At 71.4% G+C, this 20,659-nt stretch carries 17 protein-coding genes; 8 read left to right on the forward strand and 9 right to left on the reverse strand.

Annotation, left to right across the window (positions count from 1 at the left end; all coding sequences use genetic code 11):
* Positions 1-71 precede the first annotated feature (71 nt).
* The gene (locus ACN27F_RS12960; protein WP_421433615.1) at positions 72-290 is read left to right on the forward strand and encodes a DUF6767 domain-containing protein; all 219 of its coding nucleotides are present in this window, start codon (positions 72-74) and stop codon (positions 288-290) included.
* A gap of 76 nt (positions 291-366) precedes the next feature.
* Here ACN27F_RS12960 and ACN27F_RS12965 read toward each other — a convergent pair whose 3' ends face one another.
* Positions 367-1,119, reverse strand: coding sequence for a Type 1 glutamine amidotransferase-like domain-containing protein (locus tag ACN27F_RS12965; RefSeq protein ID WP_421433617.1), 753 nt, complete (start codon positions 1,117-1,119; stop codon positions 367-369).
* A gap of 80 nt (positions 1,120-1,199) precedes the next feature.
* On the opposite strand from ACN27F_RS12965, the gene ACN27F_RS12970 reads away from it, so the two are divergent.
* The 6 genes from ACN27F_RS12970 to ACN27F_RS12995 all read left to right on the forward strand — a co-directional run bounded on the left by ACN27F_RS12970 (position 1,200) and on the right by ACN27F_RS12995 (position 9,833).
* Positions 1,200-1,580 (forward strand): BlaI/MecI/CopY family transcriptional regulator, encoded by a 381-nt coding sequence (locus tag ACN27F_RS12970; protein ID WP_421433619.1) that lies wholly within the window; start codon positions 1,200-1,202, stop codon positions 1,578-1,580.
* Between the two features lie 7 nt (positions 1,581-1,587).
* Positions 1,588-2,547 (forward strand): M56 family metallopeptidase, encoded by a 960-nt coding sequence (locus ACN27F_RS12975; protein ID WP_421433620.1) that lies wholly within the window; start codon positions 1,588-1,590, stop codon positions 2,545-2,547.
* Positions 2,547-4,286 carry a thiol reductant ABC exporter subunit CydD gene (cydD, locus tag ACN27F_RS12980; RefSeq protein WP_421433621.1) on the forward strand — a complete coding sequence of 580 codons (1,740 nt, stop codon included), beginning with the start codon at positions 2,547-2,549 and terminating at the stop codon, positions 4,284-4,286. Before ACN27F_RS12975 ends, cydD begins: the two co-directional genes overlap by 1 nt.
* Complete coding sequence (gene cydC / locus ACN27F_RS12985; RefSeq protein ID WP_421433622.1) at positions 4,283-6,172, forward strand: thiol reductant ABC exporter subunit CydC; 1,890 nt, start codon at positions 4,283-4,285, stop codon at positions 6,170-6,172. The genes cydD and cydC overlap by 4 nt, the downstream gene beginning before the upstream one ends.
* Positions 6,173-6,253: 81 nt before the next feature.
* Positions 6,254-7,321 (forward strand): DNA primase, encoded by a 1,068-nt coding sequence (locus ACN27F_RS12990; protein WP_421440160.1) that lies wholly within the window; start codon positions 6,254-6,256, stop codon positions 7,319-7,321.
* Positions 7,322-7,352: 31 nt separating this feature from the next.
* Complete coding sequence (locus ACN27F_RS12995; RefSeq protein WP_421433623.1) at positions 7,353-9,833, forward strand: transposase; 2,481 nt, start codon at positions 7,353-7,355, stop codon at positions 9,831-9,833.
* Between the two features lie 108 nt (positions 9,834-9,941).
* Here ACN27F_RS12995 and ACN27F_RS13000 read toward each other — a convergent pair whose 3' ends face one another.
* The 5 genes from ACN27F_RS13000 to ACN27F_RS13020 all read right to left on the reverse strand — a co-directional run bounded on the left by ACN27F_RS13000 (position 9,942) and on the right by ACN27F_RS13020 (position 16,427).
* On the reverse strand, positions 9,942-10,529 hold the full coding sequence (locus ACN27F_RS13000) for a GTP-binding protein (protein ID WP_282232215.1): 588 nt from the start codon (positions 10,527-10,529) through the stop codon (positions 9,942-9,944).
* A 1-nt stretch (position 10,530) separates the two neighbouring features.
* Positions 10,531-10,908 carry a DUF742 domain-containing protein gene (locus ACN27F_RS13005; protein WP_282225544.1) on the reverse strand — a complete coding sequence of 126 codons (378 nt, stop codon included), beginning with the start codon at positions 10,906-10,908 and terminating at the stop codon, positions 10,531-10,533.
* A 118-nt stretch (positions 10,909-11,026) separates the two neighbouring features.
* Positions 11,027-11,431 (reverse strand): roadblock/LC7 domain-containing protein, encoded by a 405-nt coding sequence (locus ACN27F_RS13010; RefSeq protein WP_421433624.1) that lies wholly within the window; start codon positions 11,429-11,431, stop codon positions 11,027-11,029.
* Positions 11,428-14,949, reverse strand: a complete 3,522-nt coding sequence (locus ACN27F_RS13015; protein ID WP_421433625.1) for a nitrate- and nitrite sensing domain-containing protein — start codon at positions 14,947-14,949, stop codon at positions 11,428-11,430. Before ACN27F_RS13015 ends, ACN27F_RS13010 begins: the two co-directional genes overlap by 4 nt.
* A 398-nt stretch (positions 14,950-15,347) precedes the next feature.
* Complete coding sequence (locus tag ACN27F_RS13020) at positions 15,348-16,427, reverse strand: adenosine deaminase (RefSeq protein WP_421433626.1); 1,080 nt, start codon at positions 16,425-16,427, stop codon at positions 15,348-15,350.
* A gap of 191 nt (positions 16,428-16,618) precedes the next feature.
* Here ACN27F_RS13020 and ACN27F_RS13025 point away from each other — a divergent pair, with 191 nt between their 5' ends.
* On the forward strand, positions 16,619-17,506 hold the full coding sequence (locus tag ACN27F_RS13025) for a putative RNA methyltransferase (protein ID WP_421433627.1): 888 nt from the start codon (positions 16,619-16,621) through the stop codon (positions 17,504-17,506).
* A 51-nt stretch (positions 17,507-17,557) separates the two neighbouring features.
* On the opposite strand, the gene ACN27F_RS13030 is transcribed toward ACN27F_RS13025, so the two are convergent.
* The 3 genes from ACN27F_RS13030 to ACN27F_RS13040 all read right to left on the reverse strand — a co-directional run bounded on the left by ACN27F_RS13030 (position 17,558) and on the right by ACN27F_RS13040 (position 20,498).
* Positions 17,558-18,238, reverse strand: coding sequence for a DUF4272 domain-containing protein (locus tag ACN27F_RS13030; RefSeq protein ID WP_421433628.1), 681 nt, complete (start codon positions 18,236-18,238; stop codon positions 17,558-17,560).
* A gap of 132 nt (positions 18,239-18,370) precedes the next feature.
* Positions 18,371-19,675 carry a thymidine phosphorylase gene (locus ACN27F_RS13035; RefSeq protein WP_421433629.1) on the reverse strand — a complete coding sequence of 435 codons (1,305 nt, stop codon included), beginning with the start codon at positions 19,673-19,675 and terminating at the stop codon, positions 18,371-18,373.
* Positions 19,676-19,724: 49 nt separating this feature from the next.
* Positions 19,725-20,498, reverse strand: coding sequence for a cytidine deaminase (locus tag ACN27F_RS13040; protein WP_421433630.1), 774 nt, complete (start codon positions 20,496-20,498; stop codon positions 19,725-19,727).
* Positions 20,499-20,659: the final 161 nt, after the last annotated feature.

Here is a 20,659-nt window from a genome sequence, read left to right on the forward strand (position 1 = left end):
GCGCAGGTCCCGCAGCAGGTGGTGCCGTTCGGCCCTGCCGCCGGTTGCCCGCGGCACGGCATCGTACGGGTATGACAGCGCGAACACTGAGCCGACACCCGGACGCCAAGTGCCCGATCCGGCCCGGCGAGCCGTGCACGCTCTGCCTGCCAGGTGCCACCGGGCCGGCCGACTGCGGATTGGTCTATCTGGTGATGGGCGACGACGAACTCCGGGAGGGCCTGCACCAGACCCGGCTGGCCGTGCGGGGAACCGTCACGGATGCGCTGGCCGAGCGGCCTGCGGCATAGCGGGTCGCCGGCGTCCGGCACCGCCGCCACGGTCCGCCGCCAGCGCCAAGGTCGTCCGGGTGCCGACCGACACCAGCTATGGTTCCGGCGGGCGCACGAGGATCGGCCGGGCCGGGATCGGCCGCTCGACCGCCGTACCCGCACGCCCACCGGGTTCGATCAGGTACGCGGCGGCATCCGGCAGGCAGCTGACAGCTTCGGCCAGCTCGGTGTCGAGATAGTGCAGTCCCACCCCGTCGTCGGTGGCATAGCCCGCCGGCAGCGCACCGCCCGCCACGCACTCCAGATAGCGGTCCCGGCGCGGCTGCTCTGCCAGGTCGTGGTGCACGCCGTTGCTGAACGGCAACAGCGCCAACGCGTCGGTGACCGGGTCGAGCCAGTCGGAGAAGGAGTCGGTCACCCCGCCGACGTGCCAGCACAGGCTGCCGGCGCTGCCACCACCGAGCACCACACCGGCCTCCCAGCACTCCCGCAGTATCTCGTCGAGCCGATGCGCTCGCCACACCGCCAGCAGATTGACCAGGCTGCCTCCGCTCACCCAGATCAGGTGCTGGCTACGCAGGAAGGTGCGCACGTCGTCGACATTCGGCTGGGTGAACAACTGCAGATGTGTGGAAACCGCATCCGTCGCGCCACGGAAAGCGGCATGAAATGAGTCGATCAACTGCCGGCTGTCACCGGTGGCGGTTGGGATCAGACAGACGTTGGCGATCGGAACCCCGGTCAACGAGATTGCATGGTCCAGCAGCGCGCTTCTGGTCGGAGCCAGTTGACGGGCCGGTGGGTGCAGAATGCCGGAAACCGCAAAGATCTGCCGGACGGGAGGCATTCACCAGACAGTACCTGTACTGCGGGCCGGGCCGCTGCCCTGAGCAGCCGGACGTCTACTACCGGCGGTAGGCTTGGCCGGTGACGCGACTCGGTGAGCTCGAACGCGCGGTGATGGACGTGCTGTGGGACCGCGACCCGGCGGCCGGCGCGGTCACCGTTCGCGACGTCGCCGACGCCCTGCAGGAGCGGGACCTGGCGTACACCACGGTGATGACCGTGCTGGACCGGCTCGCGGGCAAGGGGATGGTCAGCCGGGAACGGTCCGGCCGCGCCTGGCGGTACCAGCCGGCGGCCAGCCGGGAGGCGTACATCGCCCAACTGATGCTGGACGCCCTCGACCTCGCCGGCAGCCGCGACGCGGCGCTGGTTCGATTCGCCCGATCGGTGACCGGCTCCGAGGCCGAGGTGCTCCGGGCCGCGCTCACCGATCAGGCACAGGCCACCCAGCGGCAGGGCTGAGCCGGCCATGGCGTACGCCTCGTACTTCGCCGCGGTGCTCGTCGCGTGCTATCTGGCCGCGCAGACACTGACCAGGTCGAGCTGGCTCGGCCGGGGTTGGACCTGGCGCAGTCCCCGGGTGGCGATCCTGTGCTGGCAGTCGCTCGGCCTGACGGTCGGGCTGGCCGCCATCGGCCTGCCACTCGCCATCGGCCTCGCGCCGTACCACACGGGTCCGGGCGACGCGACCCGGCTGTTCGTCGCCGACCTGGCCACGGCCGTGGCCGCCCTGGCCCGCGCCGACGGCTGGCCGACCGCGGTCTTCCCGGCCGGGTTGGGTCCACCGCAACTGGCGCTGGTCGCGTCGGCCGCCGCGATCGCCGTGGTGCTGCTGGGCTCGACGGTACGCGGTCTGCTCGCCGCCGTACGCGCCCAGCGCCGCCATCGGGACCTGCTGGCACTGGTCGGTCGGGCCGATCCGGCGGCCCCCGGCGCGCTGGTGCTCGACCACCCGAGTGCGGCGGCGTACTGCCTGCCGGGGGTAAGACCGACCGTGGTGGTCAGCGCCGGCACACTCGACCTGCTCGACGCCGGCCAGTTGGCGGCGGTGCTCAGCCACGAACGTGCCCACGCCGACGAACGGCACGATCTCGTGCTGCTGCCGTTCACTGCCCTGTGCCGGGCGTTGCCCCGGCTGCGTCGGCTACGCGCGGCGCACCGGGCGGTCGCGCTGCTGGTCGAGATGCGCGCCGACGACAAGGCCCGCCGCCGGCACCCCGATGAGCTGTTGGCCACGGCGCTACGCCGGTTCGCCGCCGCCGGAACACCGATCACCCCGGCCGGTGCGTTGGGGGCCGCCGATCACGATCTCGACGCCCGGGTGCAACGGCTGCTGCCCGGCGGTCCGCCGCCTCGGCTACGCCCGCTGGTGGCGAGCGTGGCCGCCGCCGCGCTGCTCGCCCTACCGGTGTCGCTGTACCTCTCCTGATGTCCGCCTCGCCGCCGTCCGCGCCATCGAATGTCCCGGTTGAGCGCCGCCGGCCGTTCGACCCGCGATTGGTGCGTCAGGTGCCGGCGGTCCGGGCGCACCTCGGTGCCCTCGGTGTCCTCGGGGTGGCTACCGCGGTCCTGGTCGTCGCCCAGGCCACCACGCTCGCGACCGCCTTGGCCGCAGCCGCCACGGGGAGTTTCGACCAGACCGCGCTGACCGCCTTCGTGCTCGCCGTCGCCGCCCGGGCGGTGGTTGTCTGGTCCCAGGGTGTCGTCGCCGCCCGAGCCGCCGCCACGGTGAAGGCGCAGTTGCGCACGACCCTGCTGGCCGCGATCCAGCAACGCGGACCCGGCTGGCTGGCCGGTCAGCGCACCGGCGCGCTCGCCACCCTGACCGGCCGGGGGCTGGACGCGCTGGACGGCTACTTCACCGGGTACCTGCCGCAGTTGGTGTTGAGCGTCACCGTGCCGGCGGCGGTGCTCGTCCGGCTGGCCCTGGCGGACTGGAGTTCCGCGCTGATCGTCGCGCTCACCCTGCCGCTGATCCCGGTCTTCGGCGCGCTGCTCGGCTGGCACGCCCAGGCCGCCACCGACCGGCAGTGGCGGCGGCTGAGCCAACTCGGCGGCCACTTCCTGGACATGGTGGCCGGCCTGGCCACACTGCGCGCCTTCGGCCGGCAGCGGGCCCAGGCCGAGGTGGTACGCCGGATGGCCGACCGGCACCGGGTGGCGACCATGCGTACGCTGCGGATCGCCTTCCTGTCCGCGCTGGCGCTGGAACTGGTCGCCACGCTGTCCGTGGCGTTGGTGGCGGTGCCGGTGGGTCTACGGCTGCTCACCGGCGGGATGGTCCTGTCCACCGCGCTGCTGGTGCTGTTGCTCACCCCGGAGGCGTACCTGCCGCTGCGGGCGGCCGGCAGCCGCTTCCACGCCAGCATGGAAGGGCTGGCCGTGCTGGACGAAGCGCTCACCTTGATCGGGCCGCCGGCGCCTGCCGTACCGACGGCGACGGCACCGCAGCCGGCCGCGGCGACCAGTCGGCCGCGGCGACGAGGCGGGCCAGCGGAGATCAGGTTCGAGTCGGTCACCGTCGACTACCGGCGTACCACCGCGTTACACGACGTCAACTTGACCGTACGGGCCGGCGAGCGGATCGCCGTGATCGGCCCGAGCGGTGCCGGCAAGAGCACGTTGCTGCAGCTGCTGCTCGGATTCGTCCAGCCTACCGCCGGCCGGGTGCTGATCGACGGGGTCGACCTGGCCCAGCTCGACATCGATGGTTGGCGACAGCAGTTGGCCTGGGTTCCGCAGCACGCGCACCTGTTCGCCGCCTCGCTGGCGGACAACATCCGGCTCGGCTCGCCGGATGCCGCACCGGCCGACCTGGCGGCGGCGGTACGGGCGGCCGCGCTGACCGATGTGGTGTCCGCGCTACCCGAGGGCCTCGCCACCCGGCTCGGTGAACGCGGCCACGGACTCTCCAGCGGCCAGCGGCAGCGGGTCGCGCTGGCTCGGGCGTTCCTGCGCAACAGCCCGGTGGTCCTGCTCGACGAGCCGACCGCCAGGCTGGACGCGACGTCCGAGGCAGCGGTGCTGGCCGCCGCGCGTCACCTCGTGACCGGCCGGACCGCGCTGATCGTGGCGCACCGTCCGGCCCTGCTCGACGGTGCCGACCGGATCATCCGGCTCGACGGCGGGCGGATCATCGAGAGCCAGCTCAGTGGAGCACCGTCGTGACCGCCGCTGGTAGCCCGGCCGGCCAGCGCCTCCGGCGGACCAGCCGGTCGGCTCCCCGACACCGGGCGTGGTGGGGCCCGGAGTCGGCAGTGCTGACCATCGCCCGACCGTACCTCGGCCGCTTGATCGCCTCGGGGTTGCTCGCCGCCGCGACCGAACTCGCCGCGCTCGCGTTGATGGCCACCGCGGTCTGGCTGCTGATCACGGCGGCCGGCCGGCCGCCGTTGGACGCCGTCACCGTGGCGATCGTCAGCGTACGAGGGCTGGCCATCAGCCGCGGAGTGCTGCGTTACACCGAACGACTCGCCGGGCACGACGCCACGCTACGGGTGGTCACGGACGTACGGGCGGGTATCTTCAGCACTCTCGCCGCCCGCCGGCCCGGCGCCGCCGACCGGTCCGGAGACGCACTCAGCCGGCTGGTCTCCGACGTCGAAGCCGTCCAGGACCTGCTGCTGCGGGTGCTGGTGCCGGGTGCCGCAGCGGTGACGGTCACGGTGCTCGCGATCGTCGGGGCGGCGGTGATCAGCCCTGCCGCGGCGGTCGTGCTCGCCGCCGGGCTCACCGCCGCCGGTGCCGGGCTACCGGCGATCGCGGTCGTGCTCACCCGACGTACCGCCGAGCGGGTCGCGCCGCTGCGCGGCGAACTCGCCGCCGGCAGCACCGATCTCACGTACGGTGCCGCTGATCTGGCGGCCTACGGCGGCACCGAAGCGGCGCTGGCCCGGACGACCGGCCAGATCGAGGAGGTGGCGAGGCTGGAACGTCGGCTGGCGACCGCTGGTTGGGCGGTGGACGGCGCCGGTGTCCTCCTCGCCGGCCTGACCACGGCTGCCGTCGTCACGACGGCACTGCGCGCCGGCGTGGACGGCGTCCTGGTCGGGGTGCTCGCGGTCGGGAGTCTGGCCGCCGTCGAGATGAGTCTGGCTCTGGTCGCCGCGGCGCGGCAGTGGAGTCAGCTGCGGGGCGGCCTACGGCGGGTCGCGGAGCTGGTGGCACCGTTCCCGGCCGCGCCCGCAGCACCCCAGCGCCGGGGAGGTTCCCTCCGGGAGACGGCAGTTCGGGAGACGGCACCCGGAGAAACCTCGTCCCGAGAAGTCTCGGGACCCCCGTCCCGAGAAGTCTCGGCGGTGACCGTCGTCCTCGACCGGATCACGGTGCGGTACCGGCTGGACGGGCCGCCCGCGCTCGACCGGATCGGACTACGGTTGCGGCCCGGCCGGCGGGTGGCGGTGGTCGGACCGAGCGGAGCCGGCAAGAGCACCCTGCTCGGCGTGCTCACCGGGCAGATCCCGCCGGACCACGGCCGGGTGACGGTCAACGGCATCGATCTCGCGGCCGTGCCGGCCGAGTCCCGGCCCCGGGTCGTCGGCGGGCTACTCGCCGACGCGTACGTGTTCAACGCCACAGTCCGCGACAACCTGCTACTCGGCCGCCCCGACGCCAACGATGACGAACTCGCGGCAGCCATGGCCGCCGCCGGACTGCTCGACTGGGTACGTGACCAGCCAGCCGGCTGGCAGACAGTCGTGGGTGCCGCCGGCAGCCAGCTTTCCGGTGGTCAGCGGCAGCGGCTGACGCTGGCCCGGGCGCTGCTGGCCGGGCCAGCCGTTCTGGTGCTCGACGAGCCGACCGAAGGACTCGACCCGGTCGCCGCGGACGCGGTGCTGGCCGATGTGCTCGCCGCCGCCGGGCACCGCAGCGTCGTGTTGGTGACCCACCGGCTGGCCGGGCTGGACTCAATGGATGAGATCCTGGTACTGGCCGGTGGGCGGATCGCCCAGCGAGGCAGTCACGCCGAACTGAGCACGCGGGCCGGCTGGTACCGCGAGCAGTGGATCATGCAGCTTGCCGCGGAGAAGGGATACCTGACGGTTTCTGGTTGACGCACTGGGCGGGGTGCGGGCTGCCGTACAGCGGGCTGCCCACTAGGGTGTGCGCAGAGTCACCCACCCGACAGTCCGGGTCTGGGCGCCGTCACCGCAAGAAAAACGGAGGTCAGCGTGGCCAAGTCGCCGAACCAGCCCGACGCCGACCGGCTCGAAGCCGGGTCCGCCGACATCGACACCGAGGCCAACGACGCTACTGAGACCGGCATCGGTACCGAGACCGACGACGACGCCTCGGCCAGCGAGTCGGTCCGGGCCGGGTCCGCCGACCGGTCGCTGTGGCAGGACGTACGGATCGATCCGGTCGAGATCGCGCTCCCGTCAGGCGTCGGCTACACCCTTCGGGCCTACCGCTCCGTCGGCGCGCTGACTCCGACGGACATCTCGGGGCGGGAAGAAGACGATCCGTTCGCCGCTCGCCGTCGGATCGCCGAAGGCGAGGACGACGACGAGACCGTCGTCATCCTCGACGAGGAGTTCGCCGCGGCCCTCGACGAGGAAGATGCCGCCGAGCAGGCCCGGCCCGGCCGCGACGACCGCGCGAAGGACAACGACGAGGTGGTCGCCGACGCCGACCAGGACGACGACGCCGCCGGCGAGGACGACGACGAGGCCGGCGAGGACGACGACGAGGCCGGCGAGGACGACGACGAGGCCGGCGAGGAGGTGCCGGTCTTCCTCAGCCACCGGGGCAGCGTGCTGCTGTTCAAGAATCCGGAAGCTCTGGTCAGCTTCATCCGCTCGAGCGCACCCCACGATCTCGCCCAGCTCGACACCTGGTCGGAGCTGGTCGACCGGGTGCAGCCAGCCGACATCGACGCCCTTGCCGAGGACACCTACGAGCTCGACCTGGTGGTGGAGAACCTGCGGGGTGGCCACGACGTGTGGGACGCCCGGCTGCTCATCCAGTCCGGTGAGATCGCACGGGATCTGGCCTACGCGCTGCGGATGCCATCGGTGTTGGACATGCTTTCCGCCGGTTCCAGCCTGGACGATCTCGACGAGGCGCTAAGGTCGACCGTTGACGGCGGCATTGGCGGGTTCATGGCCCGACGGCGGCTGAAGAAAATCGGGGCACAAACCGCAAGTCTCGGATGGCGCACGATTATCGGGAAGATCTCTGCCGCTGCGGACTGGCGCGACTGACCCCTTACCAGGGACCATCAGTCCTTGGCACATGGCAGGTTCCCGGGAGGAGGACGGCGCGGTGGCGCTCGTACGGGTGTACTGCGGTCTGGCATCGGCGGACCGGGCTGCCCGGTCGGCTTCGGCCGGTCCGGCCCTGACCGCCGCGATTGTCGACGACGCCGGGCGGCTGCTCGACGTCTGCGGGATCGACGACGATCCGGCCGGCTATGCCCGGCTCAGCGCGCTGCTGGTCGAACGCGCGAGCGGCCCGAGTGGGGCAGCCATCGCCGCGGACAGCGACGATCATGTCGTCACCTCCCTGCTGACCGCCGCAGGACGCCCGCTGGCCGTCGCCGACGACGATGCCACGGACGACTACGCCGAACGCTTCGCCGACGACGAGTCGCTGGAGGAGATGTCCTCCGCCCCGGCGCAACGGCGGGCGGTCGGCCTGGCCCGGGCGCTGCAGGCCGGTGCCCTCTCCGCCGTCACCCTGCCCGCCCCCCGCGACCTGATCACCTACAAGCCCGTGCTGGCCGCACACGCGGCGCTGGCCAACGGGCGCCAGGCCGCCGCTGTCGCACTGCGCGAAGTGCTCCGCGAGTTGTACCCGGCCGCGCTGCGCGCGTATCCCGACCCGGCGGAACCGGTCGCGCTCGCGGTTCTCGACGCGTTGCCCGAGCCGGGCATGCTCAGCGGCACCAGCTCGCGCAACCGGGAACTGGCCGTCGCCGCCGACGCGGTGGCCGCGCATCTGAGTGCTGACGGCGTCGCCGACGCCGAGACGATCGAGGATGCGGTCACCGCGCTGCGGGTCGCCATCGTGGAGTCCCCCCGCCGTGGCGTGGTCAACAAGGTGATCACCTCGGCGACCGCCGAGACCGTCCGGCACGCGGTGGCCGCGGTACGCGCCTGCGACGCCGCAGCGGACGCTCTGATGGCCACTCTCACCGCCCGGATCACCACGCCCACCCCGATCGCCGGGCGCCGGGCCGGCCGCCGGGCGGCCGAGCCGACCTCGGCCCCGCCGTCGACCGGCCTGCACGCCGTACCGGCCATCGGTGGTGACCCCGCAGCGAGCCGTCCGCCGGCCGGCGGACGGCGGGCCCGTCCGCAACCGGCCGGCGGTACGGCTCCCCCCGCCGTCCCACAGCCGCTGGCCCCGCCGCCGGTCGCGCCGGCACCGGTCGCGCCACCGCCGACCGCCCCGGCGCCGCTGGCGCCGGTCGCACGGCGGGCAGCGGAACCGGGTGGCAACCGTCCCGTCTCGGCTCCGCCACCGCCGCCCCCGGGGATGACCCCGATGCCGGCACCGCGACCGGGTGTCGCGCCAGCTGACGCCGGTGAGCCGTTCCGGGCCACCCTGACCACGGCAGCCCTCGCCGACGCTCGGGCGCAGCGTCGGCCCACTCCGATCGTTCCACGGCCGGATACGCGGCACGGACGCAATTCGACCGGTGCCGCTGACGTCACCAGGCAAATGCCGGGCGCACCGGTGTCGGATGCGCCGGTATCCGCTGATCCGACGTCCGGAATGCCGGCCCCGCATATGCCGGCCCCCGCACTGGGTCCATCCAGTCGCCCGGCGTCGGCGCCTCCGCTGTCGGGTTCGCCCGCGTCGGCACCCCCGCTGTCCGCCGGTCCGCTGGCCGAGCCGCCGACCGGTGGTTTCGCTGCCACTGACTACAGTCTGCCGGTGCCGACGCCACGGCCGGGACCGGCCGGTCCGCCCGGGTCACGCAGCAACTGGCCACTGGTCGGGTCGACCGGTGAGCATCCGGTGGCTGCCAATGGCAACCACTCCGTAGTGGACAACCCGCTTGCGCCCGGTCACAGCAGCCGGATGGACCCGCCCGCTGCCAGCCACAGCGGTCGGGTGAAGCCGCCCTGGCTCGCCGATGATCTCCCACCGGAGCCGCCGGTGCTTCGGCTCGTCGAGCCGGCGATGGCCGAGCCGGCCCGCGACCCGTACGGGAGGCCGGCGCAAGACCCGCTGGACGCGCCGTCGCTGCGACTGGTCGAGCCGGACCGTCCCGAGTACGCCCGTGGTCGGCAGGCTATCGCCGAGCCGTTCAGTGCCCCGCCCGTTCCGGACGAAGGTGACGGCGACCTGTTGATCTTCGCGGCCGCACGGTCCGCGTGGTTCGTACGCAGCCCGGAAGAAGGCGACGGCATCGACTTCTCCACCCCCATGGACACCGGCTGGCGGGCAGCCGAGCAGGCCGCCCGGCCGTCCATCGGCTCGGAGACCGAAGCCGGGTTGCCCAAGCGCGTACCGCAGGCGAACCTGGTGCCCGGCTCACCGCTACGCGATGACCGCCCGCTGCGGATCGTGCGAGACGCCGCCAGGATCGCCGAACACACCAACGGCTACTTCCGTGGCTGGCGTAGAGGGCAGGAGATCGGTGGCTACGCGGTCGGCGGACGGCCTGGTCGCGAGGCCGGTGGCGGCTGGGACTTCAGCCGTGACCAAGGCGTGCAGGGCGACGGCCGGGAGTTCGAGTACCGCCCCGCAGGCTACCGCTCCTGAGACTGGCTACCGCTCCTGAGCGATCGACCCGACCCAACCTACTCACGATCTTGGGCTTGTCGCGAAGAAATATCTGGATTTCTCCGCGACAAGCCCAAGATCGTCGTATCAGGCCGGAGCGACGGCGCGCTGACGACGCATCGTCAACACGTACTCGACCAGCGAGATCAACACATGCTTCGTCGACTCGCGGTTGCGGGCGTCACAGGCGACGACCGGCACATCGCTGGAGATCGCCAGCGCGTCACGGACGTCCTGTGGATCGTGGTACTGCATGCCGTCGAAGCAGTTGATCGCCACCAGGTACGGCAGACGACGGTGCTCGAAGAAGTCGATCGCCGCAAAACAATCAGCCAGCCTGCGGGTGTCGACGAGCACCACCGCACCGATGGCGCCTCGTACCAGTTCGTCCCACATGAACCAGAATCGCGTCTGGCCCGGGGTACCGAACAGGTACAAAATGAGATCCCGGTCGATCGAGATACGCCCGAAGTCCATGGCCACCGTGGTGGTCGTCTTTCCCGGCACCTGTCGCGTGTCGTCAACGCCGACGCCGGCCGAGGTCATGATCGCCTCGGTGGTCAACGGCGTGATCTCCGAAACCGAGCCGACCAGCGTCGTCTTGCCGACGCCAAACCCACCGGCGATCACGATCTTCGCCGATGTCACGCGCCCGGCCATGGGGCGGTGCGCCATGTCAGAGCCTGCGAAGTCCACTCAGCACCCTCTCCAGCAGTTCCGTGCCCACCGCGTCGTTCGTGTCGTCCAGGGATGTCGGCTCATACACCGCGACCAGGCCGTCTGAGGCCATGTCGGCGATGATGACCCGGGCTACTCCGAGTGGAAGCTGCATCCGCGCCGCGATCTCCGCGAGCGACTGCAGCCGGCCGTCACACAGCGCGGCAATGTATTGATGCTCCCGACCCGTGCCACCCTTTGTGGCACCAGCAGACCGGCCCCGCACCGTCGTTTCCACGAGCGCCTCAAGGGCGATTTCCAGCTTCGGCCGGGTACGACCTCGGGTGACGGCGTACGGCCTGACCAACGCGCCGGTTGGCTCGTCACGCTCGGTCACTTGCCGTCACCCCCTCTCGTCCTGCCAACCGCTCCACCCCGTCGGAGCTCGTAGTGTTCAGTTTCATCTTGCAGATCCGTACCGATCACCTGCACCGGCACCAACCTCACCGACGTGGTCAGCCCAGCATCCCGGCAGCCGTACGCGGTGCGGGGGTCAGGGCGTCACCCACCCGGTCGACAAGCAGGGCCATTTCGTACCCGACCTGGCCGACGTCGCTGCTACGTGCGGCGAGAACCGCGAACGACGAGCCGTCCGAGATCGACATCAGGAACAAGAAGCCGTTGTCCATCTCGACGACTGTCTGCAACACCGCGCCACCCTCGAAGCAGCGAGCGGCGCCCTGGGTGAGGCTGACCAGTCCGGAGGCGATGGCCGCGAGTTGGTCCGCGCGGTCCCGGGGAAGATCCCGGGACGCCGCCAGGAGCAGACCGTCCGCCGAGACCGCAATCGCGTGAGCGACCCCGGGCACGCGGTCGGCGAAGTTGGCCAGCAACCAACCGAGATCCTGCGTAGTTGTCATCCCTCATGCTCCTTGCCAGCCTGCGAGGATTGCTGCCCTCCCGGGGTCGCCCCCGGGTTGGTCGAGTGGTCGTCCTTGGGCTGTGTCCGGCCACGTTGCACACCACGGTGGTACGCGGACAATAGCCCACGAACCGCTTCAGGTGTACGACGCTGCACCGAACTTGTCGCCTTCTCTACGCCACCTGGTACGAGTTGCGCCATCGGGACCCGTTTGGGGAGTCCCGCCTGAGTTCTCTCGGCCACCGAGACCTCGGCGGCGGCACTGGCCGCGCGCCAACCGTCGTCGGCAGCAGTCTGCCAGCTGTTCGACTGGCCGTCACCGCCGCCAACGCCGGACGCGGCCACCGGCTCAGGACGCCGTGGCAACGACGATCCCGATCCGGCACCGCCGGCGGCAGTCGTGGCACCTGCCGCCTGGTTGGTGTCCGAGCGAGCGGTATCCACTGTAGCCACCGGTTGGGTCGTGGTGGTCGAGGTGGTAGCCCCAGATGGTTTGATCACGGATGATGCCGCAGCCCGGGCTTCCTCTGCCGTCGGGCGACGGGTACGGAACCAGGCCGACTCCAGCTCGCGGAAGATCGGCAATTCCATGGTCTCGTCGGCGAACCGCTTGATGCCGGTGTCAGGTGTCACCACCGGATGTGCGGCGGTCACCGAGTTGTCACCGCCACGGACGACCTTCGGCAGCTCGGCGGTCATGTCCAGCGCGGCGGCCAGCTTCTCCGGCACCGGTGGGGTGGCCGCGTCACGGTCCCCGGTGACCGGCGGCCACACCGGCGGCGCCGGGTTCGGCGGTGTCGGCGGTGTCGGCGATCGACCCGGCACAGTCGGCTGCTGGTGGGTCGGCGGTCGTTGATGTGCCGGCGGCTGCTGGCGGGGTGGGACGGGCTGCTGCAACGCCGATGGCTGCTGCGCAGCGGTCGGCACCGGCGGCACCGGCGGAGCCGAGAACGGCCGTACCGGCGGCGCGGAGACCGGCGGGACCGATATCGGCGGCGGCGCGGAGACCGGCGGCACGTACGGTTGCCCGCTCACCGGTCGCTGACTGATGCCAGTCCCGGGAAGCTCCGGCGACGAAGGCATCTGCCTGGGGATCCCGCTTGTCGGCGCGGCTGCGCCGGCTTCCCCGTCGACTGTCCAGTGGTCGGTGGAGCGGCGCTGCGGCAGTGGTTCGGTGCGCTGTCCGTTGGACGGCCGCCCGTTGAGCACCTCCGAGCCGTTGGCACCGTTCGTCCCGTCGGTGGCCCCGGTCAGGTCGGACCAGGCCGGCATCGGAGGTGGGGCAGCGGCCGGCTTGCTCGGGCCGCCGCCCCCGTTGATCGGCGCTGGCTCGAACGGACGCGGTGGCGGCCCGGCCGGAGCGGGTGGCTCGACGGGCCTACCACCGCCGAGGCCGCCGTTGGGCCCGCCGCCCTCCAGCGCCAACGGAGCGGGGAACGGTGGGCGTCCGGCAGCGACCGGGCTGATGTTCGGTCCGCCGGCTCCGAACGCAGCCGGTGTGGGGTTCCGGTTGGCGAGCGCCCGCGGAATCAGCACCGACGTCGGCAGGGTGACGTCGGCGACGGTGCCCCGTTCTGCCGCCGGCCGCAGCTCGACCTTCACGCCGTGTCGGGCCGCCAGCCGGGCGACCACGACCAGGCCCATCATCCGCGAGACGGCGACGTCGACCATCGGCGGATTGGCCAGCCGTTCGTTGAGGTCGCGCAACTGGTCCGGGGTGATTCCGATGCCCCGGTCCTCGACATAGAGCGCGGCGCGGTCGCCGACCCGACGTGCCTCGACCATCACGTGCGAGTCCGGCGGAGAGAAGGCGGTCGCGTTGTCGAACAACTCGGCGACGAGGTGCACCATGTCGTTGACCGCGTGGGCGGCGACCTCGATATCCCGGTCGACGACCCCGAACTCGATCCGGGTGTAGTGCTCGACCTCGGACTGGGCGGCCCGCAGCACGTCGATCAGAGCGGCCGGCTCGCGCTGCACCCGGGTCGAGTCCGCGCCGGCGAGCACGAGCAGGTTCTCGTCGTTTCGCCGCATCCGGGTGGCGAGGTGGTCGAGTTGGAACAGCTCGCCGAGGCGGTCCGGGTCCTCTTCACCCCGCTCCAACCGGTCGAGGTGACCGATGAGGCGGTCGACCAGGATCTGCGACCGGCGGGCGAGGTTGACGAACATCGTCGACACCGAGGAGCGCAGGGCGGCCTGTTCGGCCGCGGTCTTCACGGCTTCCAGGTGGACGGCGTTGAACGCCTCGGTCACCTGGCCGAACTCGTCCTTGCTGCGCACCGGTAGCGGTTCGGCGATCTGGTTGGCCAGCTGCTCGGGCGAGGTCTGCGCGCTGACCTGCGGGTCGCGCAGCCGGGCCACCGCCTGCGGCAGACCGTGCTGGGCCACTGCGAGCGCGCCCTGGCGCAGATCGCGCAGCGAGCGGGCCATCGCCCGGGCGACCAGTGCCGCGAAGAGAATAGCCAGCAACAGCACCACGAGCAGCAGGATGGTCTCGATGAGCAACTGCTGTTGGACGTCGTCACGCAGAATCGTGGCTTCGTTGACGACGTCACTGTCGATCTTCTGTTCGACGGTGCGGATGAGATCCGCGTGACCGAGCAACGCGGCGTCCCAGGCGTCGGCGTCGAACGGCGTGTCGCGCATCGACTCTTCACTCTGGCCACGGATGAAGCCACCGTAGGTATCGGCTTCACGCAGCGCCGGACCGGCCACTGTCTGGTTGTAGAACTCCAGGTCGTCCTGGGTGGCGGCGGCCTCGAAGCTCTGCCGGGACTGTGCCTGCCCGGCCCGGGTGCTGATGTAGTCGGTGCGCAGTGCGGGAGTCAACGCGTTCTGGCTGAAGGCCCGCAGGACCACGATCCGCTCGCGGGACAGGAACTCCTTGTTGCGGGCCAGCGAGGCGGCGGCCCGCATGTGGTCGCTCAGCGCGGTGTCGTCGGCGAGCTGCGCGGCGGCGTCCCGGATGTCGAGCAGGTCGCTGAGCAACACCTCGTACGCCCGGGCCGCCTCGGTCAGCCGGTAGCTGCCGTCGGCCGTGGCGCTGTTGACCACCTGGCTGCGCACGCCCGGCAGGTCGGCGAGGTTCTGATCGATACGGGTGAGCAGGTTACGGAAGTTCAACGGCAGGTCGGTCAACTCCGCCCGACGCTGCGAGTACGGCGTACGGGACGAGTCGACGACGCCCTGCTGGGCGTTGTACGCGTCGAGATACCGCTGTCTGGCGCCCTGGTCCCGGGTGCCCAGCAGAAGCACCGCGGCGGCCCGCTCGTTCTGCAGGTCGTGCACCAGGTCGCCGGAGGCGGCGGCCAGCGTCGCGAGAGTCCGTGACTGGGCGGCGTTGTTGGCGGTCTCGAGGTGGCCGATGAGCCCGTTGGTGCCGACCACGATCGTCGCCAAGGTCGGGACGATCATGATCAGACCGAGCTTGGACCAGATCGGCAGGTCGTTGAGCCGGCCAAGGGGCCGGCGGAGACGCGACAGGAAGGAGTCTGCCGTCTTCGGCCGCTTGCTCACGTCACCGCCCTCCTCATCGGTGCCAGTCGAGTGCCCGGGCACCGCCCATCGGCCGACCCGGGCGGATCGGACCTCCGAGATTCCATCACGACACCCCTCAAAGAGAAAGCCCAGGTGGCCAGTCACTTGGAGTGTGACGCGATGGTTATCCGAGGTTGCAACAAATTGCACCGATCCGATTACGCTACGTAGTTGATTCCGTCCAAACCTCCGGGTCCGGGAGCAATCTCACTCCCGCAGTGCGACGTGCCATACTACGCGCATCCCACCAGACCTCCACCGCCCGAGAAGACGGCGGCGACCGACCGTACACGAGGGCCGGCCAGCCATCCAGCCCATCGACTTGGACCGAACGGTCGATGGTCGCAGGCACAGGACGGTGGCAGCAGCGGCGGACGTCAGCCGATCAGCTTCGCGTACGCCGGCTTGATGACGTCGTCGATGATCGCCAACCGCTCGTCGAACGGGATGAACGCGCTCTTCATGGCGTTGATCGTCAGCCACCGCAACTCCGGCCACCCCCACCCGAACGCCTCCACCAACAACGCCAGTTCCCGCGACACCGACGTCCCGCTCATCAGCCGGTTGTCCGTGTTCACCGTCACCCGGAACCGCAGGTCCCGCAACAACCCGACCGGATGCTCACCTATCGACCCCACCGCGCCCGTCTGCACATTCGACGACGGACACAACTCCAACGGAATCCGCTTGTCCCGCACGTACGATGCCAGCCGCCCCAACCGCGTCCCGTCCGCACCCACCTCGATGTCATCCACAATCCGCACCCCGTGGCCCAACCGGTCCGCCCCGCACCACTGAATCGCCTGCCAGATCGATGGCAACCCGAAAGCCTCACCGGCATGAATCGTGAAATGGAAATTCTCCCGCTGCAGATACTCGAAAGCGTCCAGATGCCGGGTAGGCGGGAAACCCGCCTCCGCACCCGCGATATCGAACCCCACCACCCCCACGTCCCGATACCGCACCGCCAGCTCCGCGATCTCCTGCGACCGCGCCGCGTGCCGCATCGCCGTCAACAACGTTCCCATCCGGATCACCCGGCCCGACCGTGCCGCCTCCGTCGCTCCCGCGGCGAACCCCGCCAACACCGCCTCCACCACCTGGTCCAGCCCCAACCCCCGCGACAGATGCTGCTCCGGCGCGAACCGCACCTCCGCGTACACCACCCCGTCGGCCGCCAGGTCCGCCGCGCACTCCGCCGCCACCCGGAACAACCCTGCCTCCGTCTGCATCACCGCCACGGTGTGCGCGAACGTTTCCAGATAACGTTCCAACGATCCTGAATCGGCCGCCGCCACAAACCACCGACCCAACTCCTGCGAATCCGTCACCGGCAGCACATGCCCCACCTCATCGGCCAGCTCCACCACCGTCGCCGGACGCAGGCCGCCATCCAGATGGTCGTGCAACAGCGCCTTCGGCGCCCGAACAATCTCCGCGAACGACACAGCCACCATGGGGGAAGGGTAGCCAGGCATCCGGCGATCGGTCCGGCCGGGACGCCAGCGACCAGGCCCGATCCGCCACGCCAGCTCACCGGGGCGAACTCCAACCGCCAGGACCGGGCCCGGGATCGCCGGGAGGCGGTTCCGATCCGATCGGGATCCCGGTGCCCGGAGGCCGGCTCGGACCTGCAGGATAGGTAGCGATGTTGCCTGACGTACTGCCGTGCCTGCGTTGTCCGTTCTGCCACGCAGCGCTGGCCGCCCACGGCGACGGCTCCGCCCGGGTGCTGTGCTGCCCTGCCGGACACAGCTTCGACGTGGCCCGACAGGGCCACGTCGACCTGCTCGGCCGCCGATCGGCGCACGACGGCGACACCGCCGAAATGGTCGCCGCCCGGGACCGCTTCCTGCGGGCCGGTCATTTCGCCGTGATCAGCGACGGAGTCGTACGGGCCGCTCGGACGCAACTCGTAGCCGCCGACCGGTTTGCCGACGCCGACCGGCTGACGCGACCGCCCGGCCCGTTCGTCGTCGACGCCGGGGCCGGGACCGGCAACTACCTGGCGGCGGTGCTGGACGCGGTGCCTGGGGGTGTCGGGCTCGCCCTGGACATCGCCAAAGCGGCCGTACGCCGTGCCGCCCGGGCCCATCCGGCGGCGGCCGCCGTCCGCTGTGACACCTGGCAGGCGTTGCCCCTGGCCGACGGGGTGGCCGACCTGGTGCTGAACGTGTTCGCCCCACGCAACGGCGCCGAGTTCGCCCGGGTCCTGCGACCGGGCGGCGCGTTGCTGATGGTCACCCCACTGCCGGACCATCTCGGCGAGGTGGTTGGCCCGCTCGGTCTGCTCGGGGTCGATCCGGACAAGGAGGGCCGGATCGTCGCCGCGCTCGGCGACCATCTGGTCGAGGTGTCGCGGCATCCGCTGCGCCGGCGGCTGCGTCTGAGCCACGGCGAAGTCGAGGCGCTGGTCGCGATGGGGCCGAGCGCTCGGCACGCCGACCCGGACCGGTTGGCCGCCCGGCTCGCCACGCTGCCCGATCCGGTACCGGTCACCGTCGCGGTCCAGCTCACCGTCCACCGGCGGCGATGACGACCGGTCCGGCGACGATGACGACCGGTCCGGCGACGTCGCCACGGCCGCTCAGGTCGACAGGTCGATCTCTTCCCAGCCCGCTGGTGGATCATGGTAGGGGCCGCGGAGAACGACCACCCATTCCAGGGCCCACCGCCGCTGGCCGATGGCGTTCGCGTCGACCACTCCGGGCAAGGCCGCGCCTCGGCGTTCTGCCTCCAGGTAGCCCCAGTCGAGGCAGTAGTAGAAGTCGAGCAGCACCGCCACCTCGGCGGCGTCCCGGGGCGCCACCAACGTCCGCGACCGCCATTGCGCGAACGTCTCCCCGGCCGGCAGATTCGGCAGCAGTGACATCAACCGGTCGTCCGAGGCGGCGACCGGGTCGAGATGCCGGGTCAGACCAAGCACCCAGGCGAGGGCGAAGATCGCGTCGTGATGCAGGACGAAGGACCGGTGATCGCCCCGACCGCCGATGACGAACTGCCACTCCGGCGGCGTGACCAACTCGACCAGACGGGAGTTGAGCAGCCAACTCATCGCCGCCTGCGGTGGCATCCCGAAGCAGCGGGCCAGCACGACGTGCAGGATCGCCGTACGTGCCTCGATCTCCGCGGTGGGTCGCAGCTCGACCCCGTCGCCCGGCTCCCACACCAGCGGAAAGCCGGGCGGTGGCAGTGGCAGACGGAGCCGACGCAGCTCGTCGAGACTCTCCGCGCGGATGGCCCGGGGGTCAGGAGCGAGTACGGTCACAGGCTTCGTTCCCTGCTAGTCGGCGTCGGCTTCTCCTGAACGGACCCCCCGGCGAGGCAGGATATCCGCTCTGTGTCACGGGCACCACGACCCGGGGTAGGCGCTGTGGATTCCCGATTTCGCCCGGTGGGCTCAGCCGACCCGTTCGAGCACCAGGTCACGGGCCGGTGGCGGCTCCTCGGCGAGTTCGACCGTACCGGCGAGGTACGGCAGCACGTCGGCGATGCGACGTGGATCGTCGGCCCGCAGTTCGAGCAACGGATCGCCGGCGCGCACCGGTTCACCGGGTCGGCGGTGCAGGACGACACCGGCCGCGGCGCTCACCGGATCCTCCTTGCGGGCCCGACCGGCGCCCAGTCGCCAGGCCGCGACGCCGATCGCACGGGCGTCGGCGCCGGCCACGTACCCGTCCCGATCGGCCCGGATCAGCTCGGCCTCGGCCGCTACCGGCAGCGGGGCCAGCGGATCGCCGCCCTGCGCGGCGATCATCGCGCGCCAGGTGTCCATCGCCCGCCCGGCGCCCAGCGCGGCGGCCGGATCGGCGTCGGGCAGGCCGGCCGCGTCGAGCATCTCCCGGGCCAGGGCCAGGGTCAGTTCGACGACGTCGGACGGGCCGCCGCCGGCGAGGACCTCGACCGCTTCGGCGACCTCGACCGCGTTGCCGACCGTCCGGCCCAACGGGGTGGACATGTCGGTGAGCAGCGCGGTGGTGCGTACCCCGTGCGCGGTGCCCAGGTCGACCATGGTGCGGGCGAGTTCGCGGGCTTGCGCCATGGCGGACATGAACGCCCCGGTCCCGACCTTGACGTCAAGGACGAGCGCCCCGGTCCCCTCGGCGATCTTCTTGCTCATGATCGAGCTGGCGATCAGGGGGATCGCCTCGACGGTGCCCGTCACGTCACGCAAGGCGTACAGCTTGCGGTCGGCCGGAGCGAGTTCGTCGCCGGCGGCGCAGATGACCGCGCCGACCTCGGTGAGTTGTCGGACGAACTGGGCGTTGCTGAGCCCGGCCCGCCAGCCGGGGATCGACTCCAGTTTGTCCAGGGTGCCGCCGGTGTGCCCGAGGCCGCGTCCGGACAGTTGCGGGACGGCCGCGCCGCACGCGGCGACCAGCGGTGTCAGCGGCAGCGTGATCTTGTCGCCGACGCCGCCGGTGGAGTGTTTGTCGACCGTCGGTCGGGCGACCGACGACAGGTCGAGCCGCTCGCCGCTGGCGATCATCGCGGCCGTCCAGCGGGCGATCTCGCCGGCCTCCATGCCGCGCAACAAAATGGCCATGGCCAGCGCGGACATCTGCTCGTCGGCGATCTCACCCCGGGTGTACGCGGCGATCGTCCAGTCGATCTGGTCGTCGGTGAGCCGGCCGCCGTCGCGCTTGGCGCGGATCACGTCCACGACCCCGGCGATCTTGGTCTTATCGTTAGACAAATCGGTCATACCTTCTCGATAACTCCAAGATCGTGCGAGATCTGGAGAGAGGTCAGGGTCAGCCTTGCCAGCGGGTGCGCACTTCGGCCGGCGGGTCGCCCTCACCGGCCCAGGAGACCGCCCCGTCGGCGTCGACCACCACCACCCGGTGTGTCCGGGCCCGGCCCCAGGCCACCACCGACTCGACCGACGGCCAGCTCGGCGCCTCCTCCAGGATGCCGGTGCCAGCGGCCTCACCGGTGGACTCCGACCGTTCCCAGTAGCCGGTCCAGATCACCTCGCCGCCGGCCGAGTCGGGGTGCACGAACACCGTTCCGCGACCCCGCCACTTGGCCAACCGGGCGGGTACGGCGGTGTCCGGTGCCACCACCGGACGCCCGGCCGCGTCCGCCCGCCCGACGTGCTCGGTGCTCACCCTGGCCCGCTCCGCCGGAGCGAGCGCCGCCGCCGCCAGATCCGCCGGCCCGAACGCGTACGGCAGCAGTTGCGCCACGGTAAGCGGCGCGGGTAGCGCCTCCACCAGGCACTCCGGCCCGCCGTGTTCCCACAACAGCTGCCGGCACCGCCCGCACGGCATCAGCGGTTGACCGTCGCCGCCCACGCAACTGAGCGCCACCAGCCGACCACCACCGGTGGCGTGCAGCGCGGACACCACGCCGCACTCCGCACAGAGCGCCACGCCGTACGCCGCGTTCTCCACGTTGCACCCGACGACGACCCGACCGTCGTCGACCAGCCCGGCGGCACCCACTGGAAAGTTCGAGTACGGCGCGTACGCGTGCTGCATCGCCGCTATCGCGGCGCGCCGCAACTCCACCCAGTCGATCTCCACGACTGCCTCCTTACCCGTCCGGGCCACCGCCGCCGGCCGCCGGCCGCCGGTCCGGGACGTTCCCGGCCGCCGAGCCCGGACCGCGACCTTGCCCGGTCACCGGGCCACGACCTTGCCCGGTCACCGGGCCACGACCTTGCCCGGTCACCGGACCGCGACGT

The sequence above is a fragment of the Solwaraspora sp. WMMB335 genome (assembly GCF_049179075.1).
Taxonomy (GTDB): domain Bacteria; phylum Actinomycetota; class Actinomycetes; order Mycobacteriales; family Micromonosporaceae; genus Micromonospora_E.

Excerpts from the sequence above, each read along its gene's own strand:
- ACN27F_RS12960 (WP_421433615.1), top strand. The coding sequence starts at position 72 with ATGACAGCGCGAACACTGAGCCGACACCCGGACGCCAAGTGCCCGATC.
- ACN27F_RS12965 (WP_421433617.1), bottom strand. The coding sequence starts at position 1,119 with ATGCCTCCCGTCCGGCAGATCTTTGCGGTTTCCGGCATTCTGCACCCA.
- ACN27F_RS12975 (WP_421433620.1), top strand. The coding sequence starts at position 1,588 with ATGGCGTACGCCTCGTACTTCGCCGCGGTGCTCGTCGCGTGCTATCTG.
- cydD (WP_421433621.1), top strand. The coding sequence starts at position 2,547 with ATGTCCGCCTCGCCGCCGTCCGCGCCATCGAATGTCCCGGTTGAGCGC.
- ACN27F_RS12995 (WP_421433623.1), top strand. The coding sequence starts at position 7,353 with ATGGCAGGTTCCCGGGAGGAGGACGGCGCGGTGGCGCTCGTACGGGTG.
- ACN27F_RS13000 (WP_282232215.1), bottom strand. The coding sequence starts at position 10,529 with ATGGCGCACCGCCCCATGGCCGGGCGCGTGACATCGGCGAAGATCGTG.
- ACN27F_RS13010 (WP_421433624.1), bottom strand. The coding sequence starts at position 11,431 with ATGACAACTACGCAGGATCTCGGTTGGTTGCTGGCCAACTTCGCCGAC.
- ACN27F_RS13020 (WP_421433626.1), bottom strand. The coding sequence starts at position 16,427 with ATGGTGGCTGTGTCGTTCGCGGAGATTGTTCGGGCGCCGAAGGCGCTG.
- ACN27F_RS13025 (WP_421433627.1), top strand. The coding sequence starts at position 16,619 with ATGTTGCCTGACGTACTGCCGTGCCTGCGTTGTCCGTTCTGCCACGCA.
- ACN27F_RS13035 (WP_421433629.1), bottom strand. The coding sequence starts at position 19,675 with ATGACCGATTTGTCTAACGATAAGACCAAGATCGCCGGGGTCGTGGAC.